Origin of the sequence: uncultured Pseudomonas sp. (genome assembly GCF_943846705.1) — a bacterium.
GTDB lineage: Bacteria > Pseudomonadota > Gammaproteobacteria > Pseudomonadales > Pseudomonadaceae > Aquipseudomonas.
Genome location: NZ_OX044366.1, coordinates 2,423,223 through 2,447,521, shown reverse-complemented (window position 1 = coordinate 2,447,521; position 24,299 = coordinate 2,423,223). Strand labels below are relative to the sequence as shown.

The 24,299-nt window shown below is 60.8% G+C and carries 40 protein-coding genes; 26 read left to right on the top strand and 14 right to left on the bottom strand.

Translation table 11 applies throughout. The features are described from left to right. Window positions 1-5: 5 nt before the first annotated feature. The 12 genes from Q0V31_RS11465 to Q0V31_RS11410 form a co-directional block, all read right to left on the bottom strand. A complete protein-coding gene (locus Q0V31_RS11465) occupies window positions 6-326 on the bottom strand; it encodes a hypothetical protein (RefSeq protein ID WP_298187800.1) in 321 nt (106 codons plus the stop codon). Beyond that, window positions 326-670 carry a DUF1064 domain-containing protein gene (locus Q0V31_RS11460; RefSeq protein WP_298187799.1) on the bottom strand — a complete coding sequence of 115 codons (345 nt, stop codon included), beginning with the start codon at window positions 668-670 and terminating at the stop codon, window positions 326-328. Before Q0V31_RS11460 ends, Q0V31_RS11465 begins: the two co-directional genes overlap by 1 nt. Continuing rightward, window positions 667-1,713 carry a tyrosine-type recombinase/integrase gene (locus tag Q0V31_RS11455; protein WP_298187798.1) on the bottom strand — a complete coding sequence of 349 codons (1,047 nt, stop codon included), beginning with the start codon at window positions 1,711-1,713 and terminating at the stop codon, window positions 667-669. The genes Q0V31_RS11460 and Q0V31_RS11455 overlap by 4 nt, the downstream gene beginning before the upstream one ends. After that, window positions 1,713-1,961: a DUF3310 domain-containing protein gene (locus Q0V31_RS11450; protein WP_298187797.1), complete on the bottom strand. Its 249-nt coding sequence runs from the start codon at window positions 1,959-1,961 to the stop codon at window positions 1,713-1,715. Before Q0V31_RS11450 ends, Q0V31_RS11455 begins: the two co-directional genes overlap by 1 nt. Beyond that, window positions 1,954-2,181, bottom strand: coding sequence for a hypothetical protein (locus tag Q0V31_RS11445; protein ID WP_298187796.1), 228 nt, complete (start codon window positions 2,179-2,181; stop codon window positions 1,954-1,956). The genes Q0V31_RS11450 and Q0V31_RS11445 overlap by 8 nt, the downstream gene beginning before the upstream one ends. Further along, the gene (locus tag Q0V31_RS11440) at window positions 2,174-2,356 is read right to left on the bottom strand and encodes a hypothetical protein (RefSeq protein ID WP_298187795.1); all 183 of its coding nucleotides are present in this window, start codon (window positions 2,354-2,356) and stop codon (window positions 2,174-2,176) included. The genes Q0V31_RS11445 and Q0V31_RS11440 overlap by 8 nt, the downstream gene beginning before the upstream one ends. Further along, a complete protein-coding gene (locus Q0V31_RS11435; RefSeq protein ID WP_298187794.1) occupies window positions 2,353-2,547 on the bottom strand; it encodes a hypothetical protein in 195 nt (64 codons plus the stop codon). The genes Q0V31_RS11440 and Q0V31_RS11435 overlap by 4 nt, the downstream gene beginning before the upstream one ends. Further along, the gene (locus Q0V31_RS11430; RefSeq protein ID WP_298187793.1) at window positions 2,544-3,056 is read right to left on the bottom strand and encodes a replication protein P; all 513 of its coding nucleotides are present in this window, start codon (window positions 3,054-3,056) and stop codon (window positions 2,544-2,546) included. Before Q0V31_RS11430 ends, Q0V31_RS11435 begins: the two co-directional genes overlap by 4 nt. Then, window positions 3,046-3,915: a helix-turn-helix domain-containing protein gene (locus Q0V31_RS11425; protein WP_298187792.1), complete on the bottom strand. Its 870-nt coding sequence runs from the start codon at window positions 3,913-3,915 to the stop codon at window positions 3,046-3,048. Before Q0V31_RS11425 ends, Q0V31_RS11430 begins: the two co-directional genes overlap by 11 nt. Further along, the gene (locus Q0V31_RS11420) at window positions 3,912-4,571 is read right to left on the bottom strand and encodes a phage regulatory protein/antirepressor Ant (RefSeq protein ID WP_298191048.1); all 660 of its coding nucleotides are present in this window, start codon (window positions 4,569-4,571) and stop codon (window positions 3,912-3,914) included. The genes Q0V31_RS11425 and Q0V31_RS11420 overlap by 4 nt, the downstream gene beginning before the upstream one ends. Window positions 4,572-4,714: 143 nt before the next feature. Then, window positions 4,715-5,137, bottom strand: a complete 423-nt coding sequence (locus Q0V31_RS11415; protein ID WP_298187791.1) for a phage regulatory CII family protein — start codon at window positions 5,135-5,137, stop codon at window positions 4,715-4,717. A 67-nt stretch (window positions 5,138-5,204) separates the two neighbouring features. Beyond that, on the bottom strand, window positions 5,205-5,408 hold the full coding sequence (locus Q0V31_RS11410) for a Cro/CI family transcriptional regulator (protein WP_298187790.1): 204 nt from the start codon (window positions 5,406-5,408) through the stop codon (window positions 5,205-5,207). Between the two features lie 104 nt (window positions 5,409-5,512). Here Q0V31_RS11410 and Q0V31_RS11405 point away from each other — a divergent pair, with 104 nt between their 5' ends. The 25 genes from Q0V31_RS11405 to Q0V31_RS11285 all read left to right on the top strand — a co-directional run bounded on the left by Q0V31_RS11405 (window position 5,513) and on the right by Q0V31_RS11285 (window position 19,754). After that, window positions 5,513-6,328: a helix-turn-helix transcriptional regulator gene (locus Q0V31_RS11405; protein ID WP_298187789.1), complete on the top strand. Its 816-nt coding sequence runs from the start codon at window positions 5,513-5,515 to the stop codon at window positions 6,326-6,328. A gap of 41 nt (window positions 6,329-6,369) precedes the next feature. Beyond that, entirely contained in the window at window positions 6,370-6,621 is a 252-nt protein-coding gene (locus Q0V31_RS11400; protein WP_298187787.1) for a hypothetical protein, read from the top strand. Further along, complete coding sequence (locus Q0V31_RS11395; RefSeq protein ID WP_298187786.1) at window positions 6,618-7,139, top strand: hypothetical protein; 522 nt, start codon at window positions 6,618-6,620, stop codon at window positions 7,137-7,139. Before Q0V31_RS11400 ends, Q0V31_RS11395 begins: the two co-directional genes overlap by 4 nt. A gap of 185 nt (window positions 7,140-7,324) precedes the next feature. Continuing rightward, window positions 7,325-7,825: a hypothetical protein gene (locus tag Q0V31_RS11390; protein WP_298187785.1), complete on the top strand. Its 501-nt coding sequence runs from the start codon at window positions 7,325-7,327 to the stop codon at window positions 7,823-7,825. A gap of 8 nt (window positions 7,826-7,833) precedes the next feature. Then, window positions 7,834-8,274 carry a type II toxin-antitoxin system YafO family toxin gene (locus Q0V31_RS11385; RefSeq protein ID WP_298187784.1) on the top strand — a complete coding sequence of 147 codons (441 nt, stop codon included), beginning with the start codon at window positions 7,834-7,836 and terminating at the stop codon, window positions 8,272-8,274. 358 nt (window positions 8,275-8,632) lie between these two features. Beyond that, window positions 8,633-8,863: a hypothetical protein gene (locus tag Q0V31_RS11380; protein ID WP_298187782.1), complete on the top strand. Its 231-nt coding sequence runs from the start codon at window positions 8,633-8,635 to the stop codon at window positions 8,861-8,863. Between the two features lie 59 nt (window positions 8,864-8,922). Beyond that, window positions 8,923-9,276, top strand: a complete 354-nt coding sequence (locus Q0V31_RS11375; RefSeq protein ID WP_298187780.1) for a hypothetical protein — start codon at window positions 8,923-8,925, stop codon at window positions 9,274-9,276. 961 nt (window positions 9,277-10,237) lie between these two features. Beyond that, on the top strand, window positions 10,238-10,507 hold the full coding sequence (locus Q0V31_RS11370; RefSeq protein WP_298187779.1) for a hypothetical protein: 270 nt from the start codon (window positions 10,238-10,240) through the stop codon (window positions 10,505-10,507). Between the two features lie 12 nt (window positions 10,508-10,519). After that, window positions 10,520-10,864 carry a LytTR family transcriptional regulator DNA-binding domain-containing protein gene (locus tag Q0V31_RS11365; RefSeq protein ID WP_298187778.1) on the top strand — a complete coding sequence of 115 codons (345 nt, stop codon included), beginning with the start codon at window positions 10,520-10,522 and terminating at the stop codon, window positions 10,862-10,864. 42 nt (window positions 10,865-10,906) lie between these two features. Beyond that, entirely contained in the window at window positions 10,907-11,305 is a 399-nt protein-coding gene (locus tag Q0V31_RS11360; protein WP_298187776.1) for a hypothetical protein, read from the top strand. Then, window positions 11,305-11,622: a hypothetical protein gene (locus Q0V31_RS11355; RefSeq protein ID WP_298187774.1), complete on the top strand. Its 318-nt coding sequence runs from the start codon at window positions 11,305-11,307 to the stop codon at window positions 11,620-11,622. The genes Q0V31_RS11360 and Q0V31_RS11355 overlap by 1 nt, the downstream gene beginning before the upstream one ends. A gap of 61 nt (window positions 11,623-11,683) precedes the next feature. After that, window positions 11,684-12,079: a hypothetical protein gene (locus Q0V31_RS11350; protein ID WP_298187773.1), complete on the top strand. Its 396-nt coding sequence runs from the start codon at window positions 11,684-11,686 to the stop codon at window positions 12,077-12,079. A 457-nt stretch (window positions 12,080-12,536) separates the two neighbouring features. After that, the gene (locus tag Q0V31_RS11345) at window positions 12,537-12,740 is read left to right on the top strand and encodes a hypothetical protein (protein ID WP_298187772.1); all 204 of its coding nucleotides are present in this window, start codon (window positions 12,537-12,539) and stop codon (window positions 12,738-12,740) included. Further along, window positions 12,737-13,330 (top strand): hypothetical protein, encoded by a 594-nt coding sequence (locus Q0V31_RS11340; protein WP_298187770.1) that lies wholly within the window; start codon window positions 12,737-12,739, stop codon window positions 13,328-13,330. The genes Q0V31_RS11345 and Q0V31_RS11340 overlap by 4 nt, the downstream gene beginning before the upstream one ends. Further along, window positions 13,323-13,790, top strand: coding sequence for a hypothetical protein (locus Q0V31_RS11335; protein WP_298187769.1), 468 nt, complete (start codon window positions 13,323-13,325; stop codon window positions 13,788-13,790). The genes Q0V31_RS11340 and Q0V31_RS11335 overlap by 8 nt, the downstream gene beginning before the upstream one ends. Beyond that, window positions 13,787-14,008, top strand: coding sequence for a hypothetical protein (locus Q0V31_RS11330; RefSeq protein ID WP_298187768.1), 222 nt, complete (start codon window positions 13,787-13,789; stop codon window positions 14,006-14,008). The genes Q0V31_RS11335 and Q0V31_RS11330 overlap by 4 nt, the downstream gene beginning before the upstream one ends. Next, the gene (locus Q0V31_RS11325) at window positions 14,005-14,196 is read left to right on the top strand and encodes a hypothetical protein (protein WP_298187767.1); all 192 of its coding nucleotides are present in this window, start codon (window positions 14,005-14,007) and stop codon (window positions 14,194-14,196) included. The genes Q0V31_RS11330 and Q0V31_RS11325 overlap by 4 nt, the downstream gene beginning before the upstream one ends. Continuing rightward, window positions 14,186-14,455, top strand: coding sequence for a hypothetical protein (locus tag Q0V31_RS11320; protein ID WP_298187766.1), 270 nt, complete (start codon window positions 14,186-14,188; stop codon window positions 14,453-14,455). Before Q0V31_RS11325 ends, Q0V31_RS11320 begins: the two co-directional genes overlap by 11 nt. Window positions 14,456-14,681: 226 nt before the next feature. Then, window positions 14,682-15,023 carry a hypothetical protein gene (locus Q0V31_RS11315; protein WP_298187764.1) on the top strand — a complete coding sequence of 114 codons (342 nt, stop codon included), beginning with the start codon at window positions 14,682-14,684 and terminating at the stop codon, window positions 15,021-15,023. Window positions 15,024-15,057: 34 nt separating this feature from the next. Beyond that, window positions 15,058-15,300 carry an excisionase gene (locus Q0V31_RS11310; protein ID WP_298187763.1) on the top strand — a complete coding sequence of 81 codons (243 nt, stop codon included), beginning with the start codon at window positions 15,058-15,060 and terminating at the stop codon, window positions 15,298-15,300. Further along, window positions 15,281-16,390 carry a phage integrase Arm DNA-binding domain-containing protein gene (locus Q0V31_RS11305; protein WP_298187762.1) on the top strand — a complete coding sequence of 370 codons (1,110 nt, stop codon included), beginning with the start codon at window positions 15,281-15,283 and terminating at the stop codon, window positions 16,388-16,390. The genes Q0V31_RS11310 and Q0V31_RS11305 overlap by 20 nt, the downstream gene beginning before the upstream one ends. 67 nt (window positions 16,391-16,457) lie before the next feature. After that, entirely contained in the window at window positions 16,458-16,805 is a 348-nt protein-coding gene (locus tag Q0V31_RS11300) for an ArsC family reductase (protein ID WP_298187761.1), read from the top strand. Between the two features lie 38 nt (window positions 16,806-16,843). After that, window positions 16,844-17,878, top strand: coding sequence for a 2,3,4,5-tetrahydropyridine-2,6-dicarboxylate N-succinyltransferase (gene dapD, locus Q0V31_RS11295; protein ID WP_298187760.1), 1,035 nt, complete (start codon window positions 16,844-16,846; stop codon window positions 17,876-17,878). A 242-nt stretch (window positions 17,879-18,120) separates the two neighbouring features. Next, complete coding sequence (locus Q0V31_RS11290; RefSeq protein WP_298187759.1) at window positions 18,121-19,326, top strand: aminotransferase class V-fold PLP-dependent enzyme; 1,206 nt, start codon at window positions 18,121-18,123, stop codon at window positions 19,324-19,326. After that, the gene (locus Q0V31_RS11285) at window positions 19,323-19,754 is read left to right on the top strand and encodes a SufE family protein (RefSeq protein ID WP_298187758.1); all 432 of its coding nucleotides are present in this window, start codon (window positions 19,323-19,325) and stop codon (window positions 19,752-19,754) included. The genes Q0V31_RS11290 and Q0V31_RS11285 overlap by 4 nt, the downstream gene beginning before the upstream one ends. On the opposite strand, the gene Q0V31_RS11280 is transcribed toward Q0V31_RS11285, so the two are convergent. Both Q0V31_RS11280 and tcdA read right to left on the bottom strand, forming a co-directional pair. After that, window positions 19,733-20,536, bottom strand: a complete 804-nt coding sequence (locus tag Q0V31_RS11280; RefSeq protein WP_298187757.1) for a transporter substrate-binding domain-containing protein — start codon at window positions 20,534-20,536, stop codon at window positions 19,733-19,735. The genes Q0V31_RS11285 and Q0V31_RS11280 overlap by 22 nt on opposite strands. 84 nt (window positions 20,537-20,620) lie before the next feature. Beyond that, window positions 20,621-21,430, bottom strand: a complete 810-nt coding sequence (tcdA, locus tag Q0V31_RS11275) for a tRNA cyclic N6-threonylcarbamoyladenosine(37) synthase TcdA (protein WP_298187756.1) — start codon at window positions 21,428-21,430, stop codon at window positions 20,621-20,623. Window positions 21,431-21,682: 252 nt separating this feature from the next. Here tcdA and Q0V31_RS11270 point away from each other — a divergent pair, with 252 nt between their 5' ends. Continuing rightward, complete coding sequence (locus Q0V31_RS11270) at window positions 21,683-24,277, top strand: glycosyltransferase (RefSeq protein WP_298187754.1); 2,595 nt, start codon at window positions 21,683-21,685, stop codon at window positions 24,275-24,277. The last annotated feature ends 22 nt before the right edge of the window (window positions 24,278-24,299 follow it).

Here is a 24,299-nt window from a genome sequence, read left to right as displayed (position 1 = left end):
TCCCCTCAATCGCCAGTGAAGTGCGCGCCGCCCGCGCCCTTCTTGTTGTTGCCCTGGTAGTCCGCTGCCGGCCCCGTTACGGGTACCAAGCCAGCGCGCTCCAGTTGTTCTTGTTGCTGCTCAACCTGCCGATGGGCTCGGTTCAGCCTTACCCGCAGCTGTTGCACCATCTGCTCAAGGCTCAGCGCCTTATTGGTTGTGCGATCGATCAACCCAGCCCCGTTGCAGCCCGCGCAATCGAACACATCAAAAATGCCCTTGATAACGCCCTGCCCTTGGCACACCTCACAGCGCACCAGAGGGATCACCGCTATCTGGCGCGCCATCAGAACTCCTCGACTACCCAGCCGGTGTTGCGCTTACCGCGCTGCACACCGAAGAACTTGAACGGGTACATCGCCGCCGCCACCTTCGTCTTCACCCGAGCGTCATCCGTCCAGAAGCCCTTCACCTCATGCACCTCAAGCAAGCCCTCGGCATTCATCACGAAGAAGTCCGCGGTATAGAAGGTGTTATCAGCCAGGCGAAGCTTCACACCCTCGAAGCGGTACCACTGGATCTCCCCAGCATGCAGGCGCTGTTTCAGCAGTAGGTCATAGGCTGCTTCGGTCTTATTCATCGCGCCGACCTTGAGCCGCCCGAGCGCTTGAAGTGCCTTCATTCCGCTCATATACATCCTCTACCCGTGAATACACTGGAAACGCCCGGAGCGCCCGCAGCGTCTAGGCCCCCGGCTGTTTGCGGAGATGCAGCAGCGGCAACATTTAAGCCGTGCGCGATTGCAAACCCACACTCATCAAGCCGGGCATGCCATAGCTCAAGTGCCTCACGGCAGCGGCCTGCAACATCACGCGTGAGGTAGGTTTCTGCCGTCTTGCCAAGGCTGTGGTTGATCAGCCGCTCACCAATGAAGTGATCCACGCCCAGCTCAGACAGCGAGGCGCGCATCAACTTGCGCAAGTCATGGCTCGACCACTTCCCGCCCGATATCGCCCGGAACATTGAATGCGCCGTAGTGGCCGACAACCGAGCGCCGCCCCTCACCGGGAACACCCAATCACCCTGGGCGCGGGCATCAGGCAACGCAGCCCGATAGCGCGCCAGCAACGCCAGCACCTGAGGCGTCAGAGGCAGCTCATGCAGCCGGCTGGACTTGTTCGCGGGGATCACCCAAAAGCGCTCAGCCCTCGAAATATGCGCCCAGGTGGCCTTGAGCGTTTCCGATATGCGCGTGCCGTGGGCCAGCATCATCAAAGGCAACAGGCCGTTCACCGGGTCCTTGTCGAAGGCCTCTGAAAGCTGCGCAACCAAAGGCGGCAGGTCGATGCGCGACAACGCAGCGGGCTTGCTCTTGATGGGTGCGCTGTCGAAGTCCTTGAACGTGATAGAGGCCATCGGGTTAATCTTGATGCGCCCCGTCTTCTCGGCCGTCGCGAACGCACGGCGCAACACCTGAATAGCCTTCTGCTGGGTGGCTGGCTTCTTCCCGTCACCACCCATGCGCCAGATCAGCTTGTCATCCACAACCCGCCGATCCAGCTTCTTGATGGCCACACGAGCAAGGGCCGGGAGAATGTTCACCTTGGCCATCGAGACCACATTCTTCCTGTAGTCCGAGTTCGCCGGATACTTCTGCTCCACCCTGCGCAGCCACCACAGCACCACATCACCCGTGGTGCGCAGCTCGCCCGCCTTCTTTCCTGCAGCAGCCATCAGTGCTCAGCCTCAGCCATTGCCCGGCGCTCAAACTCAATCAGCATGTCGATGCAGTGCTTGGCCTTCTCCAAATCCTGAATGCCGCCCTTCTGCCGAAACCGCGAGATGTACTTGATGGCCGTGTGCTGGCAGGCGTCCAGGCCGTTGGCCATGCTGTACTCCATGGGCTGGATCTTCATGCCCTTGTAATGCGCGCCACCCACCTGGGTATCCAAGGCGCTTTCAGTCTTGATTGGCTCACCCACGTACCACCTCCGGTAATTCCATCCAACCCTTGAGCGTGTGCTCGTACTCAGTCACATAGGCCGGGTCACTCTTGCCATCGCACAAGTTGCCCTCCAACTGCGCCGTCACCCACTCGCACTGGTAATCACTCCACTGCGCCACAACAGGCCAAGGCCCGCCGGTGTCGGCAAGAAACTGGCGATCCTTCGGCGCGGTTTCAGCGGGTAGCCACTCAGCCATTGATCAACACCCCACCGCGCACGATCTTCTTCTTGCTGCCCAGGCTCAGGTGCACCCCATCCGCCTTGCGCTCAAGCTGCCAGCCCTGAATCAACAACCACTCCACATCCCGGCGCATTTGCGTGTGCACCCGCTTGCCGTCTGGCTTGGGTTTGTTGCTAACAAACTCGATCACGCAGCCACCCCCATGATTAATTGATGGTTCTCGCAGATCGTCTGCGCGGCCTTGGCCGTGGTGCACACCTGCCCGATGAACTCCCCGTTGATGCTTGCGCGATAGCTCGCAACGCCGGCGCTGATGTACTTGGCCACCTTGTAGCCGCTGTCGCTGACCAGCAGATAAGGCGAATGTTTGCGCCAGTTCATTGCGCCACCCCGCCACGCAGCGCGGCCCGCAAACTGGCCAGCCCTTTGCGCCCACCTTCCTCGGTGCGTACCGATGAAACCGAATACGGGTCAGGCAGCCCCAGCGGGATCGCCTTCAGCGCCTGGCCATCCATCACCATGCGGCAGGCGGCCTCGTAGTTGCGGGCAAACAGCTTGCGGCTCACATCGGCTTTCGAGCTGAGCAGGCAGTGAAAGCCCGTCTCAAGCGCCGCGTGGCAAACAGCCGGATGGCTCCACGGCGCATCAATCGAACCGCCCGCCGGATGCGCCCGCTTGCAGGCCTCGTGGTAGGCGGCCCCCTCAGCCGGCAAACCAAACGCCTCCGGGTCACGGTTCTCACACATTGCACGGAACTCAGGGGCCGCCGGCGGCCAGCGCTTCAACTGCGGGTCTTGGGTCTCCGCCAGGGCCGAAAGGCCTACCGCGATCTGCGCACCGCGCAACCCGCCCAACGTGGCTGCCCAAGCGTGGGTCTGGTCAGCCGACACGCCGAAACTCCCCGTCCAGCGGTGCCCGTAAAGCTCCGTCATCTTGAGCCACAGGTTGTCCAGCAGGCCCTGGCGCAGCTTCTCGGGCTTCACGGGCGGCAATGGCGGCTCGCACTTGCCCAACGGCTGACTTGTCACCTGCTGGGCGATTTGGCTGGCTGGCGTCATGAGTAATCTTCTCCGGGAAAATGCCCGTCCAGCCGTTGGCCATCGACTGGCTCAGCACGGCATCGGGGTTGTGGTGGCCAGCCAGGGCGGCGGCTTGGTTGCGAACAGTGGTGGCGGTCAGCGCCTTGCGGATTTCACGGCGGTACTGGCACCACTCCGCCCAAATGCTCGGGCTGACGTTGCCAGGGCACTCAGTCACCGGGTCGTACTTCGCGGCACCCGGCGCACCTGTGCGCCCAGCTTTTGGTTTAAGTGATGGATTAGTGGACGGATTGGGTGCAGCTGCTGCACCCCGTTCCTGCGTCAGTTGCACCCCGTTCGTGCAAGAGCTGCACCCCGTACCCTCACAACGGCATGCATCTACTGCACCCCGCTCAGTGCCGCATGCAGCAGCTGCACCCCGTTGCATGGCCAGGTCATAAACCACTGGGCGGCGGTCGTGACGGTCGATATAGGCGGCCGCAATAGCCTGGTTACCCGGCGCAATCGCACCCACCTCACGCAAGTGCTCAAGCGCACTGCGCACCGTGCGCACAGAGAGCCCCGTGTCCGCGCTCAAACTGTTAGCCGAAGGGAAGGCAGCATGGCCATGCTTATCCGCGTAATTAGCCAAGCACAGCAGCACATGCCGCGCAGTTGGCGTCTTCACCAGCGTCTGCTCAAGCGCCCAGGTCATTGCCTGCACGCTCATTGGGCAGCACCCATCTTCTGCGCCAGCTTCGCCAAGCCCTTCGGCGTAACCCGCACCTGCCCGGCAAGCCGTTGAGCGCCGTCATCTTCGAGGCCAATCACCGTAACCTTATGCTCAAGCAGCCCGGCGGCCTCGCGCGGCTGGTACGCCAACAAGCGCGTCGAACCCTCACGGCGATAAACCCAGCGGTTCTCACGCAGCCAAGCGATCAGCACCTTGCGCTGCACGCCCAAGTGCTTGGCCGCATCCGTCAGGCACATCGAGCCGCGCGCCGCCGCAATGCGCGCCAGCGCCTCAACCTTCGGCGCCTGCTCGGTTACCACAAGGCGCAGCTGGTTGTTTTGCTCGGCAAGGTCAGCGGCCAAGCGCAACGCCTCAGGCAGGCTCTGCGGGATGACCGGAGCCAAAGCGCCCTGCTCCAGCTCATGCCAACGGCGGATCACCTTCATACGCAACGGCACGCTGTAGCCGCTCAGCAAGCAATCGGTGTGCTCACGATCAAGGTGATACTCGGTTTGCTCACGGTTTTGGCTGTCCAGATAGATGCGCGCAAAACTGCTCACATCTCCATTCAGCGCATCGAGCATGGCCGCAATGTCACGCTTCACATCCGGGTGACGCTTGCCAGTCAACTCGGCAATCTCTCGGCTGCTCATCGTCCGCGCCACGTTTTCACATTGCGCAAAACGTGGCGCGGTAAGGGTGGTATTGCTCGGGGAAGGCTGCATGGGCATAATCGACTCCGTGTGTTGTTGTTGAAGAAGCCGCTCTAGACCAGCGGCTTTTTTTTGCCTGCAATTCAGGCGGCTTTTATCGACTCTTCCAGCACTGCCAGGCTGTCTTTAGCGCCCAGCAGCTCACGCTTGATCAGCTGCTTCTCCGTCTGCGACACATGGCCATCAGCCAAGGCATCCGCCACGGCGCGGGTCACGTCCGCCACCTCGGCCGACATACCCAGCAACGCAGCCGTAAGGCCAGTGGCAGCCGGGGCTTGTTTAGCCACCAACTCAAAGCCGAACTCAGTCGCCATCGCACGCAGCACCGATGCATCGCCGCTGTGCAACATGATCTGCAGCAGCTGCTCCACGTTCAGGCGGTGGGTGTCGTCGTTTGGGTTGGCGCGGTTAAGCAGGGTGGTGTGCGCCATACCCATCTTGTGGGCCAACTCTTTTGGGCCAGCAGCCAGAACGGTTTCGTGAATAGCGCGGTGAATCTCTTCCATATCGGGAAACCTCAGCGGGTTTGTCGTGGCGGGCCAGCCGGCTGGCTGCCAAGCTGTAATCAATGGATCAGGCGGCTTGAGTTTTCGCAGACTGCGATGGGAACGGGCGAAGTTCCTCAGCCGAAAAACTGCCATCGGGGTGCTCGGTGACGAAAACGGCGCGGCCAACGCGCAGGGCTTTGCTGATGGCGCCCTGGGTGCAGCCGAGCAGCGCGGCGCATTCTTCTTGCGTGCGCTCATGTACGAAGGTTGTGAGGGGGGTGCGTTTCATTGGCCGCTCCAGGTTCTTTGTATGCGCAAGTATTACTCGCGGTCTTGCTTTAAGCAAGACCAGCGGTCTTAGATTGCTATTACCGGAAGTCATAAGCTCAGCTCATGAATGAAAATCCAAAAAAACGAGCGCTCAGCACTGAAGAACAGCGCGAATGCGCAGCCCTGAACGCCATCTACAAGGCGAAAAAGAAAGCGCTGGGCGTCACCCAGGAGCTGATTGCGATAGAAGGCCTTAAAGCCAACTCTCAAAGCGCGGCCAGCCACTACCTGACTGGGCGTAATGCTCTGAACGCCGAGGCAGCTTCCGTTTTCGCAAGGTACCTGCAGGTTCCGATTCAGGATTTCAGCCCGAGACTGGCTGAAGAGATTCGCCGGCAGGCACAGACAGTGATTAGCGCAAAGCCAGTCGAGGCAAATGCTGAGCTGATCGGCACCATGTCAGCCTGGGATAGCAGCACACCATTGGGTGACGATGAAGTCGCCATACCGCTCTACAAGGAGGTTGAGTTGGCTGCAGGAGGCGGTGCCACCCAGGTAATCGAAGTGCCAGGCAGACTGCTTCGCTTCGCAAAGTCCACGCTACGCGAAGCCGGCGTGATGCCCGCCAACGCCGTGTGCGCCACCGTCAAGGGCCGCAGCATGGAGCGCCTGATCATGGACGGCGCCACCATCGGCATTGATACCGGCAGCAAGCACATAGAAGACGGCGAGATATACGCCTTCGACCAAGACGGCATGCTGCGCGTCAAATACCTCTACCGCCTCCCCGGCGGCAGCGTGCGCGTGCGCAGCGAGAACGACGAAGAGTTCCCCGACGAAGTATTGAGCCCCGAAGAGTTCGCCCAGGTGCGCATGTTCGGCTGGGTCTTCTGGTGGTCAACCGTGCGCCGCCGGCGCGGGCTTAGCATCGCGAAATGACACAGCAAGCAGATGGATCTGGACCGCTTATAGAATTCAGCATGATCAGCCTGTCTTTTGAAGACTGGCCATCAACCATTGATGCGCTAGGAAGGCTGTATATCATCGCCTGGGATAGATCGCCGCCCTTTGTAACGGCCGTAACAGCGGCCATTGCGCTATTTCCGTATTATTGGCTGTGGATGCGTCGCACCACAGCACCAGCTGAGAGAGAACTCAACCTGCGCGAGAGCGCCGCTTGGGATACACTAGACCTCAAGAGCAAACGCAAAAAGAAAGGGGGGAAGAAATGACCAGCTCAGTTCTAATCGGCCTACTCATTGCCGCCGCCACTGTTCTCTACTGGATGCTTTGCCGCAAGCGCTCACTGGCTGTACAGGCTCGCGCCGTCGATCTTCTAAGCGAGCTATACGCTGACGACTCTGTAACAGATAATGAAAAGCAGACAGCCCACTACAACTACTTAATGACCCAGCGGTGGTGGTACTTGCCGTTTCTTGTTGCGGTTGCACCTTTCGTGCTGGCTTTTACGCTTATCTTTAACCGCAAGGGCCTACCAAAGCCATCTGATGACTCACCGAAGATGCGTGAGGTAATGGATTGCCTGGTGATGATCTACCTCACTCGCAACCCGATCACGGCCGCAGTCTGCATGACAACTATTACCCTAATGGCCCTGCCAGTGATTCTGGTTGGTCTGCTCTTGAATCGCATCAAGAGCCTCCCCAGTCTTGCCATGCTTGCAGTAGTCGTTAGCGCGCTAGTTGCAACCAACGTCATCAAGCCAAGTAAAGAGGCGCGGGCGCACTAAGTGCGCTCTGCGCGGTGAGCCCAAATACAGCGCCACCATCCAAGCACGCGCCAGCAGGCTTTTAGCCACACGGAGCGCTAAACTGGACAGATGGTCAGTATTGCTGGGTAACATCCGATGGCTATAAAGTAGCCATGTACGTATAGTCCAAGCCCGCTTATTAACGACATCCAAAGGAGTGCGCCATGTCTGCAAAAGCTGCCGCTCCTGCGCTTATAGTCGCAGCACTAGCCCTGGTGGGTGATTACTCATCCGTCTCCGAAGCGCCAAACAAGCCAAGGCCAGGCAACCATGCCTATTACGCTCAAGCCAGCGACCTCAGTGCGGCCATTTCTCAGATGGTTGCAGATTGGGCTGCACTCGATATCGAGTACATTCAAATAGTCGGCACTGTGCTCGAACGTAATGAGCTAGATGAAAGCTACTTTCTCACCAACATGCAGCTTCTTAAGGCTGTTCGCCAGCTCGAGGCCTCGCTACAAATGGCGGCCGTGCCGGTGCCGGTGGCAGATCATCACTTGGCGTTACGCCGCGCTATTGCAAAGGTGCGCACGCGCCTAGCCACAATTGATAACCAGTTCCGCCAACACTTCGTTGTGCCCACAGAGTTTGAAAGTCAGCTTTCAGGCGGCGCCCTTGCAGCGCTAGCCACGCACACTACCCGGCAACTAGCCAAGCTGGCTTAAGGGAGCAAATGGCAGTTGATGTCCGCTTTCACCCTGAGACCTTTGCCCTCTTCTTCAAGCCAGTAGATGACAAGCACCCTGGGCTTTCCGCCAAACTGCTTGAAGAGTTCACTCGCTACGTTAAGTCAGAGCGCCAGCAGATACCTTCAATCTTCGGCAAAGACGTGCCTTACATGCAGCCAATTCAAGCGGCGCAAGCTTGCATGATGCACATCCACATAAAAATACCGCCAGCCGCCTTCCCCAAAAACACCCCTCAACACAGCAGGGTCTGCAGGCTTGGCCGGCCCGGGGACGACGCGGCGCTCCTCTATGTACCGGGTGAGCTATATGAAGATCGCTTCCTGATCCTCGCCCTCTTCTGGCCAGATGCGCACGGCAGAGCGAACGACCGACCAACAATGAAGGCCCTTGCGCGCATCGCTAAGGCATGGCGCGACCAAAACTAATACAAGCACCAAACACCCAAGCCCGCCACTGAGCGGGCTTTTTTGTGCCCCTGACAAATATATTACCGCAGGTCTTGCTTAATAATATGACCGCTGCTAATTTAAACCCAAGCCGAAGCAACACCGGCCAGGCCGAAAGGCCGCCACTCTTTAAAAACCTGCAGCAACACAAACCGCACGCCTCTACCGGCGACCGGCGTCAGACAGGCGAACGAGGAAAGCCTGCCAACGGTGCGAACGCACACGGCTGACGATGGATTACCACCCGAGCGAATGACCCGGAAAGCAGTGCGGCTGCAAGTTTTCACTGATGCCCATTCACTGAGTGGGCATTGGGAAAACAACGGAGGGGATCAGCATGTTTGATGCCATTAAGCACCACGACAGCGATGGCGGCCTAACCAGCGCCAGCTACATGGATGGCGAAGTTCAGGGCTACATCAGCTTCAGCAGCGCGCCGGATCGAACCGGCGTAATCAGCGCGGTTGGGCCGGATGAGGCCGTGCGCGAATGCTCGATGAGCCACTGGGTTGGATTCGGCGGCCGCTACCGCGCAAGGGCGCGCGACGAGGTCAGCTGCTACGCCTGAAGTTTTCACTGATGCGCCTTGGCAACAGGGCGCATTGGGAAAACAACCGGAGAGCAACCATGGAAAACCAACACCGCAAAATCACCGGCTACCGCGAGCTTAGCCAGGAAGAAGTCGACCTGATGAACCGGATCAAGGCGGCGGGCGCTGAGCTGCTGCAGCTACAGGCAGAGCTGGCAGGCCGCCTGAGCACTGATCAGGAAATTCTAAGGGCAGATGCCGGGCGGTCAATCAAGGGTCACGAAGTAAACGGAACCCCGGCCACCGTACATACCGGCACCACACCTGAGTGCCACGAGCTAAGCCGATTTCAGGCAGCCGAGCCACTGCGCTGGGCAAACATCGGCAAGACAGACATTCAGACCGGAATCATGGCGCTAGTGCGGGCAGTGGCTCAGCCAGCAGGTGCCTAACCCAATCCCGCAACACGACCGGGACGCCACCGGGCAACGCATGAAGCCGCGCCCGGTAATAAGCCGGACTGGCCCACCGGGGCATACGGGCCAACAAACACCTGCAAGACCGCCGCGAATCGGTATGCGCTGGCGTTAGCTGCTCGGCCCAACCTACCGGGCAGGTCAGGCACGCCAATGCCAAGACCAGGGCGCGCCATCGTTTGAGTAATTCGAAGTCACGGTGCCGGCTGAATGGCCGGTTCCTTGTATGGGTGTCCCGCATACCTGGCGACAGAGCGGGCCGATCACCTGCATGCAGGGCGTATCGGAGTGTGATTGGCGGGGCGCACCGAGAAGCGCTGGGAGTTCCAAGAGTAAAGGTGGCAAGTAATCGAGGCTGTTCGTGGAGTTGGTACGCCGTACGACACTAAGCCCGCTGAAATATCGAAGCCCGCCACCCAATCCAATCACACCCCGATGCGCACTTTCGCGCATCACAACCCTAGACGAATCGTTCATTCCGACTGGGAAGGTACACCGCCGGGAGGCGGCAAGCACTCGGGCCACGGCTAAGCAGGAGCGAAGCCGCCAGGGGATTAGATCACCCCGCAGGTCAGCCGGAATGGTCGCAAGCCGGCACTAATTCAATAGGTGGCCACTGCCTGCCCAGTGAGCGAACAACGGGAGGCCATGGCCATGAATTAAGCCAACGCAACACCTGCGCGGCGCAGTAAGCCTGAAGGCTGCGCCCAACACCTGACAGGCAGCGGCCAAGCGGGGCGACGATGTGACCGCGCATCATTGGGCCAAGCCCAAAGCCCCACCCGAACGTACAGCGCGATTCCCGGCACCGGGTTCCCGATGCCGGGCTTTTTCCCTATCCCGTACCCATAAGCAGCCAACCCAGCACGCAGCCTTGCGGAAGTCTGGCGGGTTGGTGCGGCTGACTTATGGGTATGACCAACACAGGTGCCACACCATGAATGCATTCCAGCAAGCCAAAGCCAGCACAGCCGAACTGACCGACCTGCTCACCCTCGCCCGCCAAGCCCGCGCCGCCTTTGCCCAGCGCAGCCTGCTGCAAGGCTACCGCCCGGACAGCACCCAAGCCGTGATACGCGGCAAGGGCATGGTTCGCGTAGTAGACAGCACCAGCCACCGCGTCCTGGGCTTTCGCCGCACCGCACAAGAAGCGGCCTGGTTGCAGCAAGCCCTGGAGAACGGCACCCACCAACCCACCGTCGCCTAAACGGAGGCCAGCATGACCCGCACAACAGTCAAAGCCCTGTACCGGGGCAAGCCGGTGGTCTGGCCAGTCGAGCAGATCACCCACTTCCAGCACGCCGACAAGTACACCGTTGCCCACCACGTTGATGGCCGTGAGCTGCTGCTTAACGACACCATCAAAGTGCTGGCTGATGAGTTCTGCCGGCAGTTTCTGCTGGTCAACCGCGGCGTACTGGTCGCCCGCGCTCGCATTCGGCAAGTCGTGCACACACCGGAGCGCATCGAAGGCGCGGTGTACTTGGAGGGTGTTGATAACCCCCTACCCTGCAGCCGCTCACGCATGCCAGTGGTCAAAGACTTCCTGCGCTGCGCCGCATAGCCCCTTACCGGCGCGTCCTGCGCCCCTATTCACGGTAGCCCTATGTTCGACATAACAAGCATCCAGGCCCGCGATGGTCTGCGCCAAACCCTGGCCGCAAAAATGGCGGCCTTTGAAGCCGAGTGCGGCCCAGTTAAGACCCTGCCCATCCGCATCGGTGACGCCCCCATCCCAGGGTTTCGCATCCACTGCCCCGACAAGCCCAAGGCCGTGCTCCGGGTGCGCGTGCGCAAGCCAGCCAGCGAGCGCAAGCCCCGCGCCAACATGATCGCCAAGCAGCAGAAGATCGAGGCCATCCGCCAACTGGCCGCCAAAGGGCTGCGCATTGAAGAGATAGCCGACCAGGCCGACTTCACCCCCAAGCTAACCCGCAGCAATGTGCTCAACACCCTGCGCGAGCACAGCATCCCGCGTGGCCCCAAGACAAACTTGGAGGCGTAATGGCCAAGACAACCCAGCAGCGCTCAGAAGAATCAGCCGAAAAAGCAAAAGCGGCGGGTGAGGAAGAGCTGCGCAACAAGGTCCGCCCTGGCACCCGCGCCATGCTCAAAGACCTCATGCACTGGCACGACATCACGGTCATATCTGAAGCCATCCAGAACATGATCATCAACCTGCATGCCCTGGGGCCAGAAGGCTCAGCCCATGCACTCAAAACACCGCGCCACACTTTCGAGATAAACGAAAACGTGGCGCGTGATTTGTACAGCCTGGGTGCGCGCAGCGCGGCAAAGCTCGACGCTGACGACCTGCCGTAACACCCCTCATACCAAGCCCAGCGCCAGCAGCGCAGCGGGCTGCTATTGCCTGGAGAAAGCTATGCCACACGTACTTTATGCCGGCCTGCGCAACCCTGAGCGCGACCAGAACATCTTTAACGCCCTGATGGGTAAGTCGATAGCGGAAGTGGCTGAGGCTATGGAGCTGCAGCCAAGCACGGTGCGTGCGGCGCAGAAGCGCATCGCTGACCTTGACACCTTCAACCTCACCCTCACAGGGGGGGGTAAGGACATTCCGATTGGGCCGGTGGCTGCGAAGTCATTCCGCCGCGCTGCGCTGGGTGCATACCGCCACTTTTGCGGCACCTTCCGCAGCCTAGAGCTGAACCAGTGGGCCGTAACTGACGGCACCACCACCCTCACCATTCAAGAGCTTCGCGACCTCGACTCCGGTGTGGCGTCGGTGACCGAGGACGATCCGGAAACAACCACATGACCCACTACCCCAAAGGCGGCCGCTGCCGTGGCTGCTCCAAACGCCTCGACGACTGCAGCCACCTACCCTTCGAGCGCATGCCCATCCACCGACAGGACGGCGCTGACACAGTGGTTATCTGCACTGAGTTTGCGACGGCAAGCGGTGAGGTGGGCAAGCCGTTTTTCAATCCTAAGCGAGCGCGACGCCTGTAGCGCCAAGAGACACCCATGCACACCCCAACCTTTTGCCGCCACAGCGGCCAGCGCATAGGCGTCTGTAAATGCCTGTGCTGCACACCCATCAAGCCGGAGTAACCAGCAATGGACATACCACCCCATAGGCACCCGCTTTATCTGGACGGACGGAGTTCGCGCCGATCAGGGCAAGGGCGCAATGCTTGCCCATTCGCAGCCTTGGATATGCGCCGCCGCTCGCTGTGGCTTGCTGGCTGGCACGATGCAGACATGGAGGCCGCATGACAACGATGACCGAAAGCGCCGCCGTACAACGCATCAACGCCCAGCTAAACGACCGCTATCAGCAGCTCTCCACCGGCATCGTGTACCGGGTAGTCATGGAGTGCGGCGGCATGTGTGAACTGGAAAGCATTGGCCGAGGCACCAACTACCGCAGCCGCGAACAGCTGAACAATCCTGAGAACTGGAGGCGCATGCCATGAGCGAACAAGCCCGAATTGAAACCGCTATCGACACCGCGATTGATAACTGCGAACTGTTCCGCGCTCAGATTGCCGAGCGGGCGCGGGAGATAGCCGCCCTGACACCCAATCCAAGCGCGGTGGTGCTGCCTGAGCGCTTGGCGACTTTCCACGACGACGATCCAGGGCGGGTTGCGTTCTCGCGCACCTGGAACGCCTGCCTTCGTGAAGTCGCCCGCCTCAACCCGTCGCGGGGTGTGCCGGATGGTTATCGACTGGTGCCAGTTGAGCCGACGCCAGAGATGATCGACTGCTTCTGGGGGGAAATAACGCAGGGGGATGCTGAGATTGCTGTTGCCCTAGAAGCATACGCAGAAATGCTATCCGCCGCACCAACCCCTGCGCCAACGGTTGAGCCAGCCCGTAGCGATGACCATGTGGAGGATGACCTCACTATGGTCAAGGTGCCGCGTGAGTTGCTGCGCACCATTGAGCAGAGCTGGCGAATCCCCAATGGCTGCCCTGCAAGCGTCAGCGAGGAAGTAGGTGAGATTATCGCCAATGGACTGCGTGACCTCCGCGCACTGCTGAATGGTGGCCGCCATGAGTGAGGCACGGCTGATGCAGATACTGGCAAGCCTTGCTCGCCGCAGCCCACTGCGCACGCTGCACACTATCTGCGAGACGCAGCACCAGATCAGCACGCGAAGGCTTGAGCAGTACCTTGAGCCTATTGGCGATGAATTGGCAGACTTCGCTTTCTATCTGCGACAGGACTACGACCAACTCCACGCCGCCAACCAGCGGCTAGAGGTTGAAGTGGCGCGGTTGCGGGAGGCTCTGGATTCCAAGGTGCCACTTTACGAGGCAGTTGAGCGCGCATGCGGCTCGTTGCCGGATGGCTGGAAGATCGAGATTCACTGCGAGCAAGGTGCTGGCTGGGTTGAGCTTTACGACGATTGCGGCGTTATCTGTGACGGCTTCCCGACCAACAACGAGCGGCTTGACTACACGGTGAACGACGCCATCGATGCAGCCCTATCAACCGACAATGGCGAGGTGACGGAATGAATATGGCCAAATCGATAGGGGTTTGCTGTCTTATCTGGCTGGCGGTCGTCTACTTCGGTGTCGCGCTGTATGGCCGCGTTGCATCCACCGGAACTAGCGCGTGGTACAGCGGCACCGTGGATGCAACGTGCATCCTTGAAAAGCGTCTTGATCAAATCGCCATGAGCTGCCTGCCGGGCAACCGACTATCAACTGCCAATGGCGAGGTGGCGGAATGAACAAACCCGAATGGAAAGACGCGCCAGATTGGGCGCAGTGGCTAGCGATGGATGCGAACGGTGATTGGTATTGGTACGAGCTTGAACCGGATTACAACGGCGAAGAATGGGAGCATATCGGCGCTGTCTCAATCGCGTTTGAGTGCCCTTATCCCGGTCAGACTTTGGAGCCACGCCATGACGCCTAACCTGATTCACGTTGCAGGGCTTGAGCTGGCAAGTGAAGCCGTTAAGGACTGCACATCTCCGGAGGCGATTCAGGGGGCTATATACCGGCTGCTAAACCAAGCCAAGTCCGCCCCGCCATCGCATGACGCTGAGCTGGTGCGCCAGTGCATAGCCGAGGAACTGTCTACATGGGAAGGTGATTTCCAAGGGCCGGTTCAAACTGCAATGCGCTGCCTACAGGTACGCATCGACGCCAAGCTGGCCAGCCTCAAGCCATGAGCCAGCCCGCCTACCTAAAGGCCCAGCTCGTATGGGCCTACGAAATGCGCCACCTGCCCAAGCCAATGCCCTGGCGCCGGATCGGCCGAGCCCTCGGCGTCAGCCCCGGCGCAATCTGCCTGGCCGTTCACCGCGCTACGCAAAAAGGCATTAGCCACCTGGCCTAGCCTGCAACTTAAACCCCATCTTTAACTGTGCCGGCTTGAGCCGGTGGAGAGGTATTCCTGTGCAAATAAAAACCAGCGGATCAAGCATAACCATCGACGGCAAGACCTTCACTGGCCGCAGCGTGAGCATTGTCGGAAACAAGGTGGTGGTCGATGGCGTTGAACAGCCTGGCGAACTGGTCGGGCCGGTCAGCGTAACCGTCAACGGCAATGCTGAGTCGGTAGAAAGCGGCTCAGGTCTCATCGAGGTCGCGGGTAGCGCTGGGCGCGTTAAGACGATGAGCGGCGATGTTTGGTGCGGCGACGTGACCGGCGACGTAGGAACCATGAGCGGCGATGTTACCTGTGGGGCAATACGCGGCTCAGTCAAAACAATGTCGGGCGATATTCGCCACCGCTAACCACACTCCCCAGCCGCGCTGGGTGGAGAGAGATATGAGCCTTGCAACTCTTGAAGAATGGGCGGCCGAGAACTTCAGGACGCCGCCAAGCACTAACACGCTGCGCAAGTGGGCGCGCGAAGGCAGCATACAGCCCGCCCCGGTAAAGCATGGGCGCAGCTACTATGTTGAGATTGACGCCCGCTACCACGAGCCACCCAAGCCTCAGCCTATCCCGCGAGGCTCAAGCCTACTCAACCGAATAGAGGCCGCCCGCAATGTCTCCAAGGCCGCGTGACCCAGGCAGCAAAGACCTTGCCGGCCTGAACCTGTACCGCAAGCTGGATAAGCGCAATGGTGTGACGTACTACCAGTACCGCGACCCAGTGTCTGGCCGATGCTTTGGCATGGGCACCGATAAGGAGGCCGCCATTCGTGAAGCGGTGGCCGCCAACCATGCGTTGAACGCTGCGCCGGTATCACTGGCGCAGCGGATCACTGAGCAGCCAGAGCCTGCCGGCCTTCTGTTCTCGGCCTGGCTGGTCGAGTACCGGGAGATTTATCAGGCGCGCGAGCTATCACCGGCCAGCGTGCGCAACGCACGCATGCGGATTAACCGGCTTGACGTTGCGCTGGGCAGCAAGCCAATCCGGGCGATCACCACTATGGACGTGGCGGGCTACTTGGCGGGCGTGGCCAAAGGTGGCAAGGGGCAAATGTCCAGGGCGATGCGCTCACTCCTGCGCGACGTTTTCGTCGAGGCGATGGCGGTTGGCTGGACGGATAGCAACCCGGCCGACGCAACCAAAGCGGCGCGCGTGAAGATCAAGCGGCAGCGCCTGACCCTGGATATGTGGAAGGCGACCTATGCGGAGGCCAAGCAGTCATGGCTAAAGCGCGCCATGGAGCTGGCTGTGCTGACGGGGCAGCGGCGGGAGGATGTGGCAGGGATGTTGTTCAAGGATGTGCGCGACGATCACCTGCATGTGATCCAGTCAAAGACCGGTGCGCGCCTGCGCATTAGTACCGGCCTGCGGCTTGAGTCGGTCGGCCTTGAGCTGGGCGCGGTGATTAAAAGCTGTCGCGACATGGTAGTGTCCAAGCACCTGATCCACCACGCACGCACCATCAGTCGTGCCAAGGCAGGGCAAAGTATTGTGCTGGACACGCTGAGCAAGGAGTTTGCCGCAGCCCGGGATCGAGCCGCTACCAAGCTCGGGCTTGATCTTGGCGACCACCCGCCGACCTTCCATGAAATGCGCTCGCTGGCTGCAAGGCTGCACGCCGCAGAAGGTCGCGACCCGCAGGCTTTGCTCGGTCATCGTCACGCGAAAATGACCGACCTGTACCGTGATGCGCGCGGGGCCGAGTGGATCGACGTGGCATAATGCGCGCCGGAATTTTGGGGAGGATTTGGGGAGGTTTTGGAGAGCCAACACAGCCCCTTATAAATCAATGACTTACAGCCTATACGGCATCAAAGCCTGCGACACCATGAAGAAAGCCCGCTCCTGGCTCGACGAGCACGGGGTAAGCTATGCCTTTCATGATTACAAAACTTGCGGTATAGACCGCGACAACCTGGAAAAGTGGTGCAACGAGCATGGTTGGGAAATCGTCCTAAACCGCGCAGGCACCACCTTCCGCAAGCTGGACGAGGTGCAGAAAAGCGACCTCGATCAGCACAAGGCGATCGAACTGATGCTCGCCCAACCGTCGATGATCAAACGCCCCGTGCTGGATCTCGGCAACAAGACCCTGGTCGGCTTCAAGGCCGACCGCTATGCCGCCGAACTGGGTTGACCACTCGGCCCACATGAATTTGCGGTAAGGAAAATAAAATGAACACAACTCTATTTAGCCTGGCCTTTGGCGTTGGCACTCAGAACCGTCAGAGCAACTGGCTGGAAGTTTTTTACGCCCAGCCGCTGCTCAACCCAGCCAGCGAGCTGGTCGCCAAGGTGATAGAGCAACTCGGTTACCAGGGCGGTAACCAGACCATCGCAATGAGCAACAGCCAGGCCGGCGATCTGGCCGAAGCGTTGAAAAATGTAGACGCGGCGCAAGCAGCCCTGCTCACCCGCCTGGCCGAAAGCCAGAAGCCACTGGTCGCCACCCTGTTGGCTGAAGACAGCGCGCTGACCAGCACCCCTGAGGCCTACCTCAAACTGCACCTGCTGTCGCATCGCCTGGTTAAGCCGCACGGCCTGAACCTGACCGGTATCTTCCCGCTGCTGCCTAACGTGGCGTGGACCAACAAGGGTGCCATCGACCTCGCCGAGCTGGCCGAACGCCAGCTGGAAGCCCGCTTGAAGGGCAACCTGCTGGAAGTCTTCTCGGTGGACAAGTTCCCGAAAATGACCGACTACGTGGTGCCTGCCGGCGTGCGAATCGCCGACAGCGCACGCATTCGCCTGGGTGCTTACGTGGGCGAAGGCACCACCGTGATGCACGAAGGCTTTGTTAACTTCAACGCCGGCACTGCAGGCCCGGGCATGATCGAAGGCCGCGTTTCCGCCGGTGTCTTCGTCGGTAAAGGCTCGGACCTGGGCGGCGGCTGCTCGACCATGGGCACCCTGTCTGGTGGCGGCAACATCGTCATCTCCGTCGGCGAAGGCTGCCTGATCGGTGCCAACGCCGGTATCGGCATCCCATTGGGCGACCGCAATACCGTGGAATCCGGTCTGTACATCACCGCCGGCACCAAGGTGGCGCTGCTGGATGCCGACAATAAGTTGGTCAAGGTTCTAAAAGCCCGCGAACTGGCCGGCCAGCCGGACCTGCTGTTCCGCCGCAACTCGCAAAGCGGTGCAGTGGAGTGCAAAACCCACAAGTCGGCTATCGAACTGAACGACGCCCTGCACGCCCACAACTAAAAAGTAGGTTTAAAGCGACTGCGCTCGGCTATGCAGCGTTGAACTCAAGCTCAAAATGCTCATGTACATTCGTACACTCCGCGTTCTCGCTTAAGTTCGCCTTGCCTAGCCTTCGCTCGCTACGCTTTAACAACAACTTTTGGACGGTAGCTTTGTAGGATGGGTTGAGCATAGCGATACCCATCACGCCCATCATGGGTATCGCTATGCTCAACCCATCCTACGGTTTCGACTCTTCTCTCATGCTCATGCATTCCCCCTGGCGCGCTGACTTCCCTGGCATTCTGGCCCTTGAGGCCGAGGGCCAGACCTACCTCGACAGCGCCGCCACCGCACAAAAACCCCAGACGATGCTTGACGCCCTGCTCGGCTACTACGCCGGCGGTGCCGCCAATGTGCATCGCGCCCAACATCTGCCCGGCGAGCGTGCCACCCGCGCCTTCGAAGCCACCCGTGAGAAAGCCGCACACTGGCTGAACGCCGCCAATGTGCAGCAACTGATCTTCACCCGTAGTGCCACCGAGGCCTTCAATCTGCTGGCTTACGGCCTGGAACAGCACTTTCAGCCTGGTGACCAGATCGTCATCAGCGCTCTGGAACACCACGCCAACCTGTTGCCCTGGCAGCAACTGGCGCTGCGCCGCCAGCTCAAGCTGGTGGTGCTGCCACTGGATAGCGCTGGCCTGATCGACCTGACGCAAGCCGCGCAATTGCTCGGCCCGCGTACCCGCCTGCTGGCGGTCAGTCAGTTGTCCAATGTGCTCGGTTGCTGGCAGCCGCTTGAGCCGCTGCTGGCATTGGCACAGGCGCAAGGCGCACTGACCGTGGTCGACGGTACCCAGGGCGTGGTACATGGCCGTCATGATGTGCAGGCGCTGGGCTGCGATTTCTATGTCAGCTCCAGCCACAAGCTCTATGGCCCGGATGGCGTCGGCCTGCTTTACGGTCGCACGCCCGCCCTGCAACAGCTGGCGCACTGGCAGTTCGGCGGTGAGATGCTGCTGCATACCGACTACAGCAGCGCCAGCTTCCGCGCCGCGCCACTGGGGTTTGAGGCCGGCACACCGCCAATCGCCTCGGTGATCGCCCTCGGCGCCAGCCTGGATTACCTGAACAGCCTCGACGCCCATGCCGTCGACGCCCACGAAGCCGCCCTGCATGCCGAGCTGATCAGCGGCCTGCAGCAGCGCCAGGGTGTACGCCTGCTCGGCACGCCTAACGTCGCGCTGGCCAGCTTTGTGGTCGAGGATGTGCACCACGCCGACCTCGCTCACCTGCTGACCGAGCAGGGCATCGCCGTGCGCGCCGGCCACCACTGCGCCATGCCCTTGCTGCAAGGCCTTGGCCTCAGCGGTGCGATTCGCGTGTCCTTGGGGCTGTATAACGACGGCGCTGATCTGCAGCGCTTCTTCACCGCGCTGGACCAAGCCCTGGAGCTGTTGCAATGAGCCTGCCCGCCCACGCCGACACTGCGCTGCAGGCTTTCGCTGCGTGTCCCGGCTGGGAGCAGCGCGCACGTTTACTGATGCAGTGGGGCGAGCAGCTTGCTCCGCTCAGCGAGGACGAGCGCAGTGAAGCCAACCGCGTAACGGGCTGTGAGAGTCAAGTGTGGTTGCTGGCCGAGCGTAACGGCGCACACTGGCAGTTCCGCGCCAGCAGCGAGGCGCGCCTGCTGCGCGGCCTGCTTGCGCTTCTTTTAGTGCGGGTCAATGGCCTGAGTCAGGCCGAGCTGGCGCAGCTGAATCTACCAGACTGGTTTGCCCAGCTTGGCCTGGCGCGTCACCTGTCACCCTCTCGCAGCAATGGTCTGCAGGCGGTACTGACGCGCATGCAGCAATTGCTGGCGGCAGACGATCAGGGCGCGCTTGACCACTGATCCGCGTCGCCCGAATCCAGCGCCTGCTGCAAACGCTGTAGCTCACCGTTCGCCGTCAGGCGGCGCAAACCGGCATTGAACACCTCACGCAGCTTATTGGCCTGGGCATCACCCTTAGCAAACAACAGATGCAGCGATTCGTTATTCAAAACACGCGGGTGATGGCTGATTTGTGCGCGCTCGGCGGGCGAGAACAAGCGACGCAACATGGCATAACCCACCGCCCGATCCTGCGGGTGAAAGTCCACGCGGCCCAGGCTCAACAAGCGCAAACCGGTGTCTTCCTTGCTGCTCTGCTGCACCTGTAACTGCCCCGCTTCGAGCGCTGCATCAAACTGCGGGCCGTAGGAGTAACCGTGGGTGGTGGCGATGCGAAACGCCTTGAGGTCTTCAATCCGTGTCCAAGCCAGCTGCTGATCGGCGCGCTGGAACAGCACGATCTGCCCCTGCACCACGGCATCACTGCACTCACTGATGCGCTGGCGCTGCGCCGAACAGGAATACGGCATCACCGCATCCAGGTGGCCCTGCTCGAGCATCAACAGGTTACGGTCCCAAGGGTAATAAACGAACTCGACCGAGTAGCCGGCCGCGTTGAAAATCTCCCGTGTTAGCCGCGCCAGTGCACCGCCATCCTCGCGCTGCGGGTCGACATAAGGCACCCATTCGCCGCTACCGATACGCACCAGCGGCTGGGCACTGACGCCCAGACAGGTGCACAGGAGGGCAAGCGACAGCAGGTAACGTAGGGTACGGCTTAAGGTAAATCGCAGCAGGGACAACACACACCTCAAAGGTTAAGCACCAGCATATCCCTGCTATACATCGACCCGAATCGGCCACTCCTTACAGTCTAGCCAACAACCTCAGGCGGTGGGCTGGCGCTCCGCCGGTCGCCGTGTTCCGGCCACCAGCTTGTCGACAATCCGCGCGGCAGCGACCATGCCAAAGGTCGCGGTGACCATCATCACCGCGCCAAAACCGCCGGCACAGTCGAGCTTGACCCCTTCGCCGACAAAGCCCTTGTATTGACAGACGCTGCCATCTGGCTTGGGGTAGCGCAGCTGCTCGCTGGAGTACACACACGGCACGCTGTAGTTGCGCCCAGGGGTGCGCGAGAAGCCATAGTCACGACGCAGGGTGGAACGCACTTTGGACGCCAGCGGATCGTTCCAGGTCTTGTTCAGGTCAGCCACCTGAATCTGCGTCGGGTCAATCTGCCCGCCCGCGCCGCCGGTGGTAATCACCTGGATCTTGCGCCGCTTGCACCAGGCAATCAGCGCCGCCTTGGCGTTGACGCTGTCGATGCAATCGATCACCGCGTCGAGCTGCGTGGTGATGTACTCGGCCATGGTCTCGCGGGTGACGAAGTCCGCCACCGAATGCACCACACAGGCCGGGTTAATGCCGCGAATGCGCGCCGCCATCACCTCGACCTTGGCCTGACCGACGGTGCTGTCGAGCGCATGCAACTGGCGGTTGCTGTTGCTCACACAGACGTCATCCAAATCAAACAGGGAAATCTCGCCTACCCCAGATCGCGCCAGGGCTTCGGCGGCCCATGAGCCCACGCCGCCAATGCCGACCACCGCCACATGCGCGGCCGCCAGCCGTTCGGCCCCTTGCTGGCTATATAAACGGGCAATGCCGCCAAAGCGTTGTTCATCCACAGGCATTCTTATCTCTCACGCGCCATCAGCGGCGCGCATTATAGGGAGCCGGCGACCTGCGCCCAAGCGCTGTGTTGGCCCAGAGCGCGGCTAACCGATGAGCTGCAGTAGCACATGGCCATAAGCGGAACCTAGAAGGCCATCAAGCGTCCCAGCAATAGGCCCACAGGCCAGGCTATACAGCCCTATGGCGGCGGCGTAGCATGCGCCACCCGACGCCCGTCGATCTTTATTGCCCCTTCGCTGGACCTGCACACTATGCCTTCGCGTAAGTTTGGACTGAACCTGGTCGTATTCCTGGCGATTGCCGCCTTGTTTACCGGTATTTGGGCGCTGTACAACCGCCCGGTCACCGCCCCCGACTGGCCGGAACAGGTCGCCGGCTTTTCCTTTTCGCCGTTCCGCGCCGGGCAGAACCCCCAGCAAGACACTTACCCCAGCGACGCCCAAATGCGTGAGGATCTGGAACTGCTGAGCAGCCAGACCGACAATATCCGCACCTATTCGGTCGACGGCCCTTTGGGCGACATCCCCCGCCTCGCCGAAGAATTCGGCCTGCGTGTAACTCTGGGTATCTGGATCAGCCCAGACCTTGCGCGTAACGAGCGAGAAATCGCCAAAGCCATTGAAATTGCCAACAACTCACGCAGCGTGGTGCGCGTGGTGGTCGGCAACGAAGCCTTGTTCCGTGAAGAAGTCAGCGCAGAAAACCTCATCGACTACATCGACCGCGTGCGCGCAGCGGTCAAGGTCCCAGTGACCACCTCCGAGCAGTGGCACATCTGGCAAGACCACCCTGAACTGGCCCAGCACGTCGACCTGATCGCCGCCCACGTGCTGCCCTACTGGGAGTTCGTGCCGATGGAAGACGCCACCGACTTCGTCCTCGAACGCGCCAAGGACCTAAAGAAGCTCTTTCCGAAAAAACCGCTGCTGCTCTCCGAGGTCGGCTGGCCGAGCAACGGCCGTATGCGCGGTGGTGCGGACGCCTCACAAGCCGACCAAGCCATCTACCTGCGCACCCTGGTCAATGCACTGAACGGCAAAGGCTACAACTACTTCGTCATCGAAGCCTTCGACCAGCCGTGGAAAGCCAGCGATGAAGGCTCAGTCGGTGCCTACTGGGGCGTCTACAACCTCGACCGCCAGGCCAAGTTCGCCTTCGAAGGCCCGGTGGTCGCCATCCCGCAGTGGCGCTTGCTGGCCATCGGCTCGGTGGTACTGGCACTGCTCAGCCTGGCCTTGATGTTGATCGACGGCAGCGCCCTGCGCCAGCGCGGGCGCACCTTCCTGACCTTTGTTGCCTTCGCAGGCGGCTCCGCCCTGGTGTGGATCGGCTACGACTACAGCCAGCAATACAGCACCTGGTTCAGCACCATCGTCGGCCTGTTGCTGGGCATCGGTGCCTTCGGCGTATTTATTGTGCTGCTCACCGAAGCCCATGAACTGGCTGAAACCGCCTGGACCCGCACCCGCCGCAGGCCCTTCCAACCGGTCAGCGGCGACAGCGCCTACCGGCCCAAGGTGTCGATCCACGTGCCCTGCTACAACGAGCCGCCGGAGATGGTTAAACAGACCCTCGACGCCCTCGCGGCGCTGGATTACCCGGATTACGAAGTACTGATCATCGACAACAACACCAAGGACCCCGCGGTGTGGGAGCCAGTGCAGGCTTACTGCGAAGTGCTCGGCCCGCGTTTCCGCTTCTTCCACGTGGCACCGATTGCCGGCTTCAAAGGTGGCGCACTGAACTACATCCTGCCGCACACCGCGCCAGACGCCGAAGTGGTGGCGGTGATCGACGCCGACTACTGCGTCGACAAGAACTGGCTGAAGTTTATGGTGCCGCACTTCAGCGACCCGAAAATCGCCGTGGTGCAGTCGCCGCAGGATTACCGCGACGGCAACGAAAGCATCTTCAAGAAGCTCTGCTACGCCGAATACAAAGGCTTCTTCCATATCGGCATGGTCACCCGCAACGACCGCGACGCGATCATCCAGCACGGCACCATGACCATGATCCGCCGCAGCGTGATGGACGAGCTGAAATGGGCCGACTGGACCATCTGCGAAGACGCCGAACTGGGCCTGCGCGTGTTCGAGAAAGGCTATAGCGCCGCCTACGCGCACCAGAGTTTCGGCCAGGGTCTGATGCCGGACACCTTTATCGACTACAAGAAGCAGCGCTTCCGCTGGGCCTACGGCGCCATTCAGATCATGAAGGGCCACGCCCGCAGCCTGTTCCTCGGCAAGGACAGCGAACTCAAGACTGGCCAGCGCTACCACTTCGTCGCCGGCTGGCTGCCATGGATTGCCGATGGCCTGAATATCTTCTTCACCGCGGGCGCCCTGCTCTGGTCGGCCGCGATGATCATCGTGCCGCAACGGGTCGACCCACCGCTGATGATCTTCGCCATCCCGCCGCTGGCGCTGTTCTTCTTCAAGTTCGGCAAAATCATGTTCCTCTACCGCAAGGCCATGGGTGTCGATCTGCTGCACTCGTTCCAGGCGGCCATCGCCGGGTTGGCGCTGTCACACACCATCGCCAAGGCGGTGCTGTACGGCACCTTCACCAAAACCATCCCGTTCTTCCGCACCCCGAAGATGGCCAGCAACCACGGCATCCTGGTGGCCCTGGCCGAGGCCCGCGAAGAGCTGTTCATCATGCTCCTGCTGTGGGGCTCGGCACTGGGCATCAGCATCGTGCAAGGCCTGCCCAGCGCCGATGTGAAGTTCTGGGTGACCATGCTGCTGGTGCAGTCACTGCCGTACCTGGCGGCGTTAATCATGGCCCTGCTGTCGTCATTGCCCACGGCGCAGGCAACCGCCGAAGCAGCGCCTGTCACCAGCTGACTGCTGGCGTGGCTGAATGCCA

Excerpts from the sequence above, each read along its gene's own strand:
- Q0V31_RS11350 (WP_298187773.1), top strand. The coding sequence starts at position 11,684 with ATGCCACACGTACTTTATGCCGGCCTGCGCAACCCTGAGCGCGACCAG.
- dapD (WP_298187760.1), top strand. The coding sequence starts at position 16,844 with ATGAACACAACTCTATTTAGCCTGGCCTTTGGCGTTGGCACTCAGAAC.
- Q0V31_RS11465 (WP_298187800.1), bottom strand. The coding sequence starts at position 326 with ATGGCGCGCCAGATAGCGGTGATCCCTCTGGTGCGCTGTGAGGTGTGC.
- Q0V31_RS11385 (WP_298187784.1), top strand. The coding sequence starts at position 7,834 with ATGGCAGTTGATGTCCGCTTTCACCCTGAGACCTTTGCCCTCTTCTTC.
- Q0V31_RS11365 (WP_298187778.1), top strand. The coding sequence starts at position 10,520 with ATGACCCGCACAACAGTCAAAGCCCTGTACCGGGGCAAGCCGGTGGTC.
- Q0V31_RS11345 (WP_298187772.1), top strand. The coding sequence starts at position 12,537 with ATGACAACGATGACCGAAAGCGCCGCCGTACAACGCATCAACGCCCAG.
- Q0V31_RS11410 (WP_298187790.1), bottom strand. The coding sequence starts at position 5,408 with ATGAAACGCACCCCCCTCACAACCTTCGTACATGAGCGCACGCAAGAA.
- Q0V31_RS11270 (WP_298187754.1), top strand. The coding sequence starts at position 21,683 with ATGCCTTCGCGTAAGTTTGGACTGAACCTGGTCGTATTCCTGGCGATT.
- Q0V31_RS11355 (WP_298187774.1), top strand. The coding sequence starts at position 11,305 with ATGGCCAAGACAACCCAGCAGCGCTCAGAAGAATCAGCCGAAAAAGCA.
- Q0V31_RS11405 (WP_298187789.1), top strand. The coding sequence starts at position 5,513 with ATGAATGAAAATCCAAAAAAACGAGCGCTCAGCACTGAAGAACAGCGC.
- Q0V31_RS11310 (WP_298187763.1), top strand. The coding sequence starts at position 15,058 with ATGAGCCTTGCAACTCTTGAAGAATGGGCGGCCGAGAACTTCAGGACG.
- Q0V31_RS11390 (WP_298187785.1), top strand. The coding sequence starts at position 7,325 with ATGTCTGCAAAAGCTGCCGCTCCTGCGCTTATAGTCGCAGCACTAGCC.
- Q0V31_RS11300 (WP_298187761.1), top strand. The coding sequence starts at position 16,458 with ATGACTTACAGCCTATACGGCATCAAAGCCTGCGACACCATGAAGAAA.
- Q0V31_RS11325 (WP_298187767.1), top strand. The coding sequence starts at position 14,005 with ATGAACAAACCCGAATGGAAAGACGCGCCAGATTGGGCGCAGTGGCTA.
- Q0V31_RS11425 (WP_298187792.1), bottom strand. The coding sequence starts at position 3,915 with ATGAGCGTGCAGGCAATGACCTGGGCGCTTGAGCAGACGCTGGTGAAG.
- Q0V31_RS11340 (WP_298187770.1), top strand. The coding sequence starts at position 12,737 with ATGAGCGAACAAGCCCGAATTGAAACCGCTATCGACACCGCGATTGAT.
- Q0V31_RS11420 (WP_298191048.1), bottom strand. The coding sequence starts at position 4,571 with ATGAGCAGCCGAGAGATTGCCGAGTTGACTGGCAAGCGTCACCCGGAT.
- Q0V31_RS11305 (WP_298187762.1), top strand. The coding sequence starts at position 15,281 with ATGTCTCCAAGGCCGCGTGACCCAGGCAGCAAAGACCTTGCCGGCCTG.
- Q0V31_RS11455 (WP_298187798.1), bottom strand. The coding sequence starts at position 1,713 with ATGGCTGCTGCAGGAAAGAAGGCGGGCGAGCTGCGCACCACGGGTGAT.
- Q0V31_RS11375 (WP_298187780.1), top strand. The coding sequence starts at position 8,923 with ATGGAAAACCAACACCGCAAAATCACCGGCTACCGCGAGCTTAGCCAG.
- Q0V31_RS11395 (WP_298187786.1), top strand. The coding sequence starts at position 6,618 with ATGACCAGCTCAGTTCTAATCGGCCTACTCATTGCCGCCGCCACTGTT.
- Q0V31_RS11380 (WP_298187782.1), top strand. The coding sequence starts at position 8,633 with ATGTTTGATGCCATTAAGCACCACGACAGCGATGGCGGCCTAACCAGC.
- tcdA (WP_298187756.1), bottom strand. The coding sequence starts at position 21,430 with ATGCCTGTGGATGAACAACGCTTTGGCGGCATTGCCCGTTTATATAGC.
- Q0V31_RS11360 (WP_298187776.1), top strand. The coding sequence starts at position 10,907 with ATGTTCGACATAACAAGCATCCAGGCCCGCGATGGTCTGCGCCAAACC.
- Q0V31_RS11460 (WP_298187799.1), bottom strand. The coding sequence starts at position 670 with ATGAGCGGAATGAAGGCACTTCAAGCGCTCGGGCGGCTCAAGGTCGGC.
- Q0V31_RS11335 (WP_298187769.1), top strand. The coding sequence starts at position 13,323 with ATGAGTGAGGCACGGCTGATGCAGATACTGGCAAGCCTTGCTCGCCGC.
- Q0V31_RS11290 (WP_298187759.1), top strand. The coding sequence starts at position 18,121 with ATGCTCATGCATTCCCCCTGGCGCGCTGACTTCCCTGGCATTCTGGCC.
- Q0V31_RS11415 (WP_298187791.1), bottom strand. The coding sequence starts at position 5,137 with ATGGAAGAGATTCACCGCGCTATTCACGAAACCGTTCTGGCTGCTGGC.
- Q0V31_RS11445 (WP_298187796.1), bottom strand. The coding sequence starts at position 2,181 with ATGGCTGAGTGGCTACCCGCTGAAACCGCGCCGAAGGATCGCCAGTTT.
- Q0V31_RS11330 (WP_298187768.1), top strand. The coding sequence starts at position 13,787 with ATGAATATGGCCAAATCGATAGGGGTTTGCTGTCTTATCTGGCTGGCG.
- Q0V31_RS11400 (WP_298187787.1), top strand. The coding sequence starts at position 6,370 with ATGATCAGCCTGTCTTTTGAAGACTGGCCATCAACCATTGATGCGCTA.
- Q0V31_RS11435 (WP_298187794.1), bottom strand. The coding sequence starts at position 2,547 with ATGAACTGGCGCAAACATTCGCCTTATCTGCTGGTCAGCGACAGCGGC.
- Q0V31_RS11320 (WP_298187766.1), top strand. The coding sequence starts at position 14,186 with ATGACGCCTAACCTGATTCACGTTGCAGGGCTTGAGCTGGCAAGTGAA.
- Q0V31_RS11370 (WP_298187779.1), top strand. The coding sequence starts at position 10,238 with ATGAATGCATTCCAGCAAGCCAAAGCCAGCACAGCCGAACTGACCGAC.
- Q0V31_RS11285 (WP_298187758.1), top strand. The coding sequence starts at position 19,323 with ATGAGCCTGCCCGCCCACGCCGACACTGCGCTGCAGGCTTTCGCTGCG.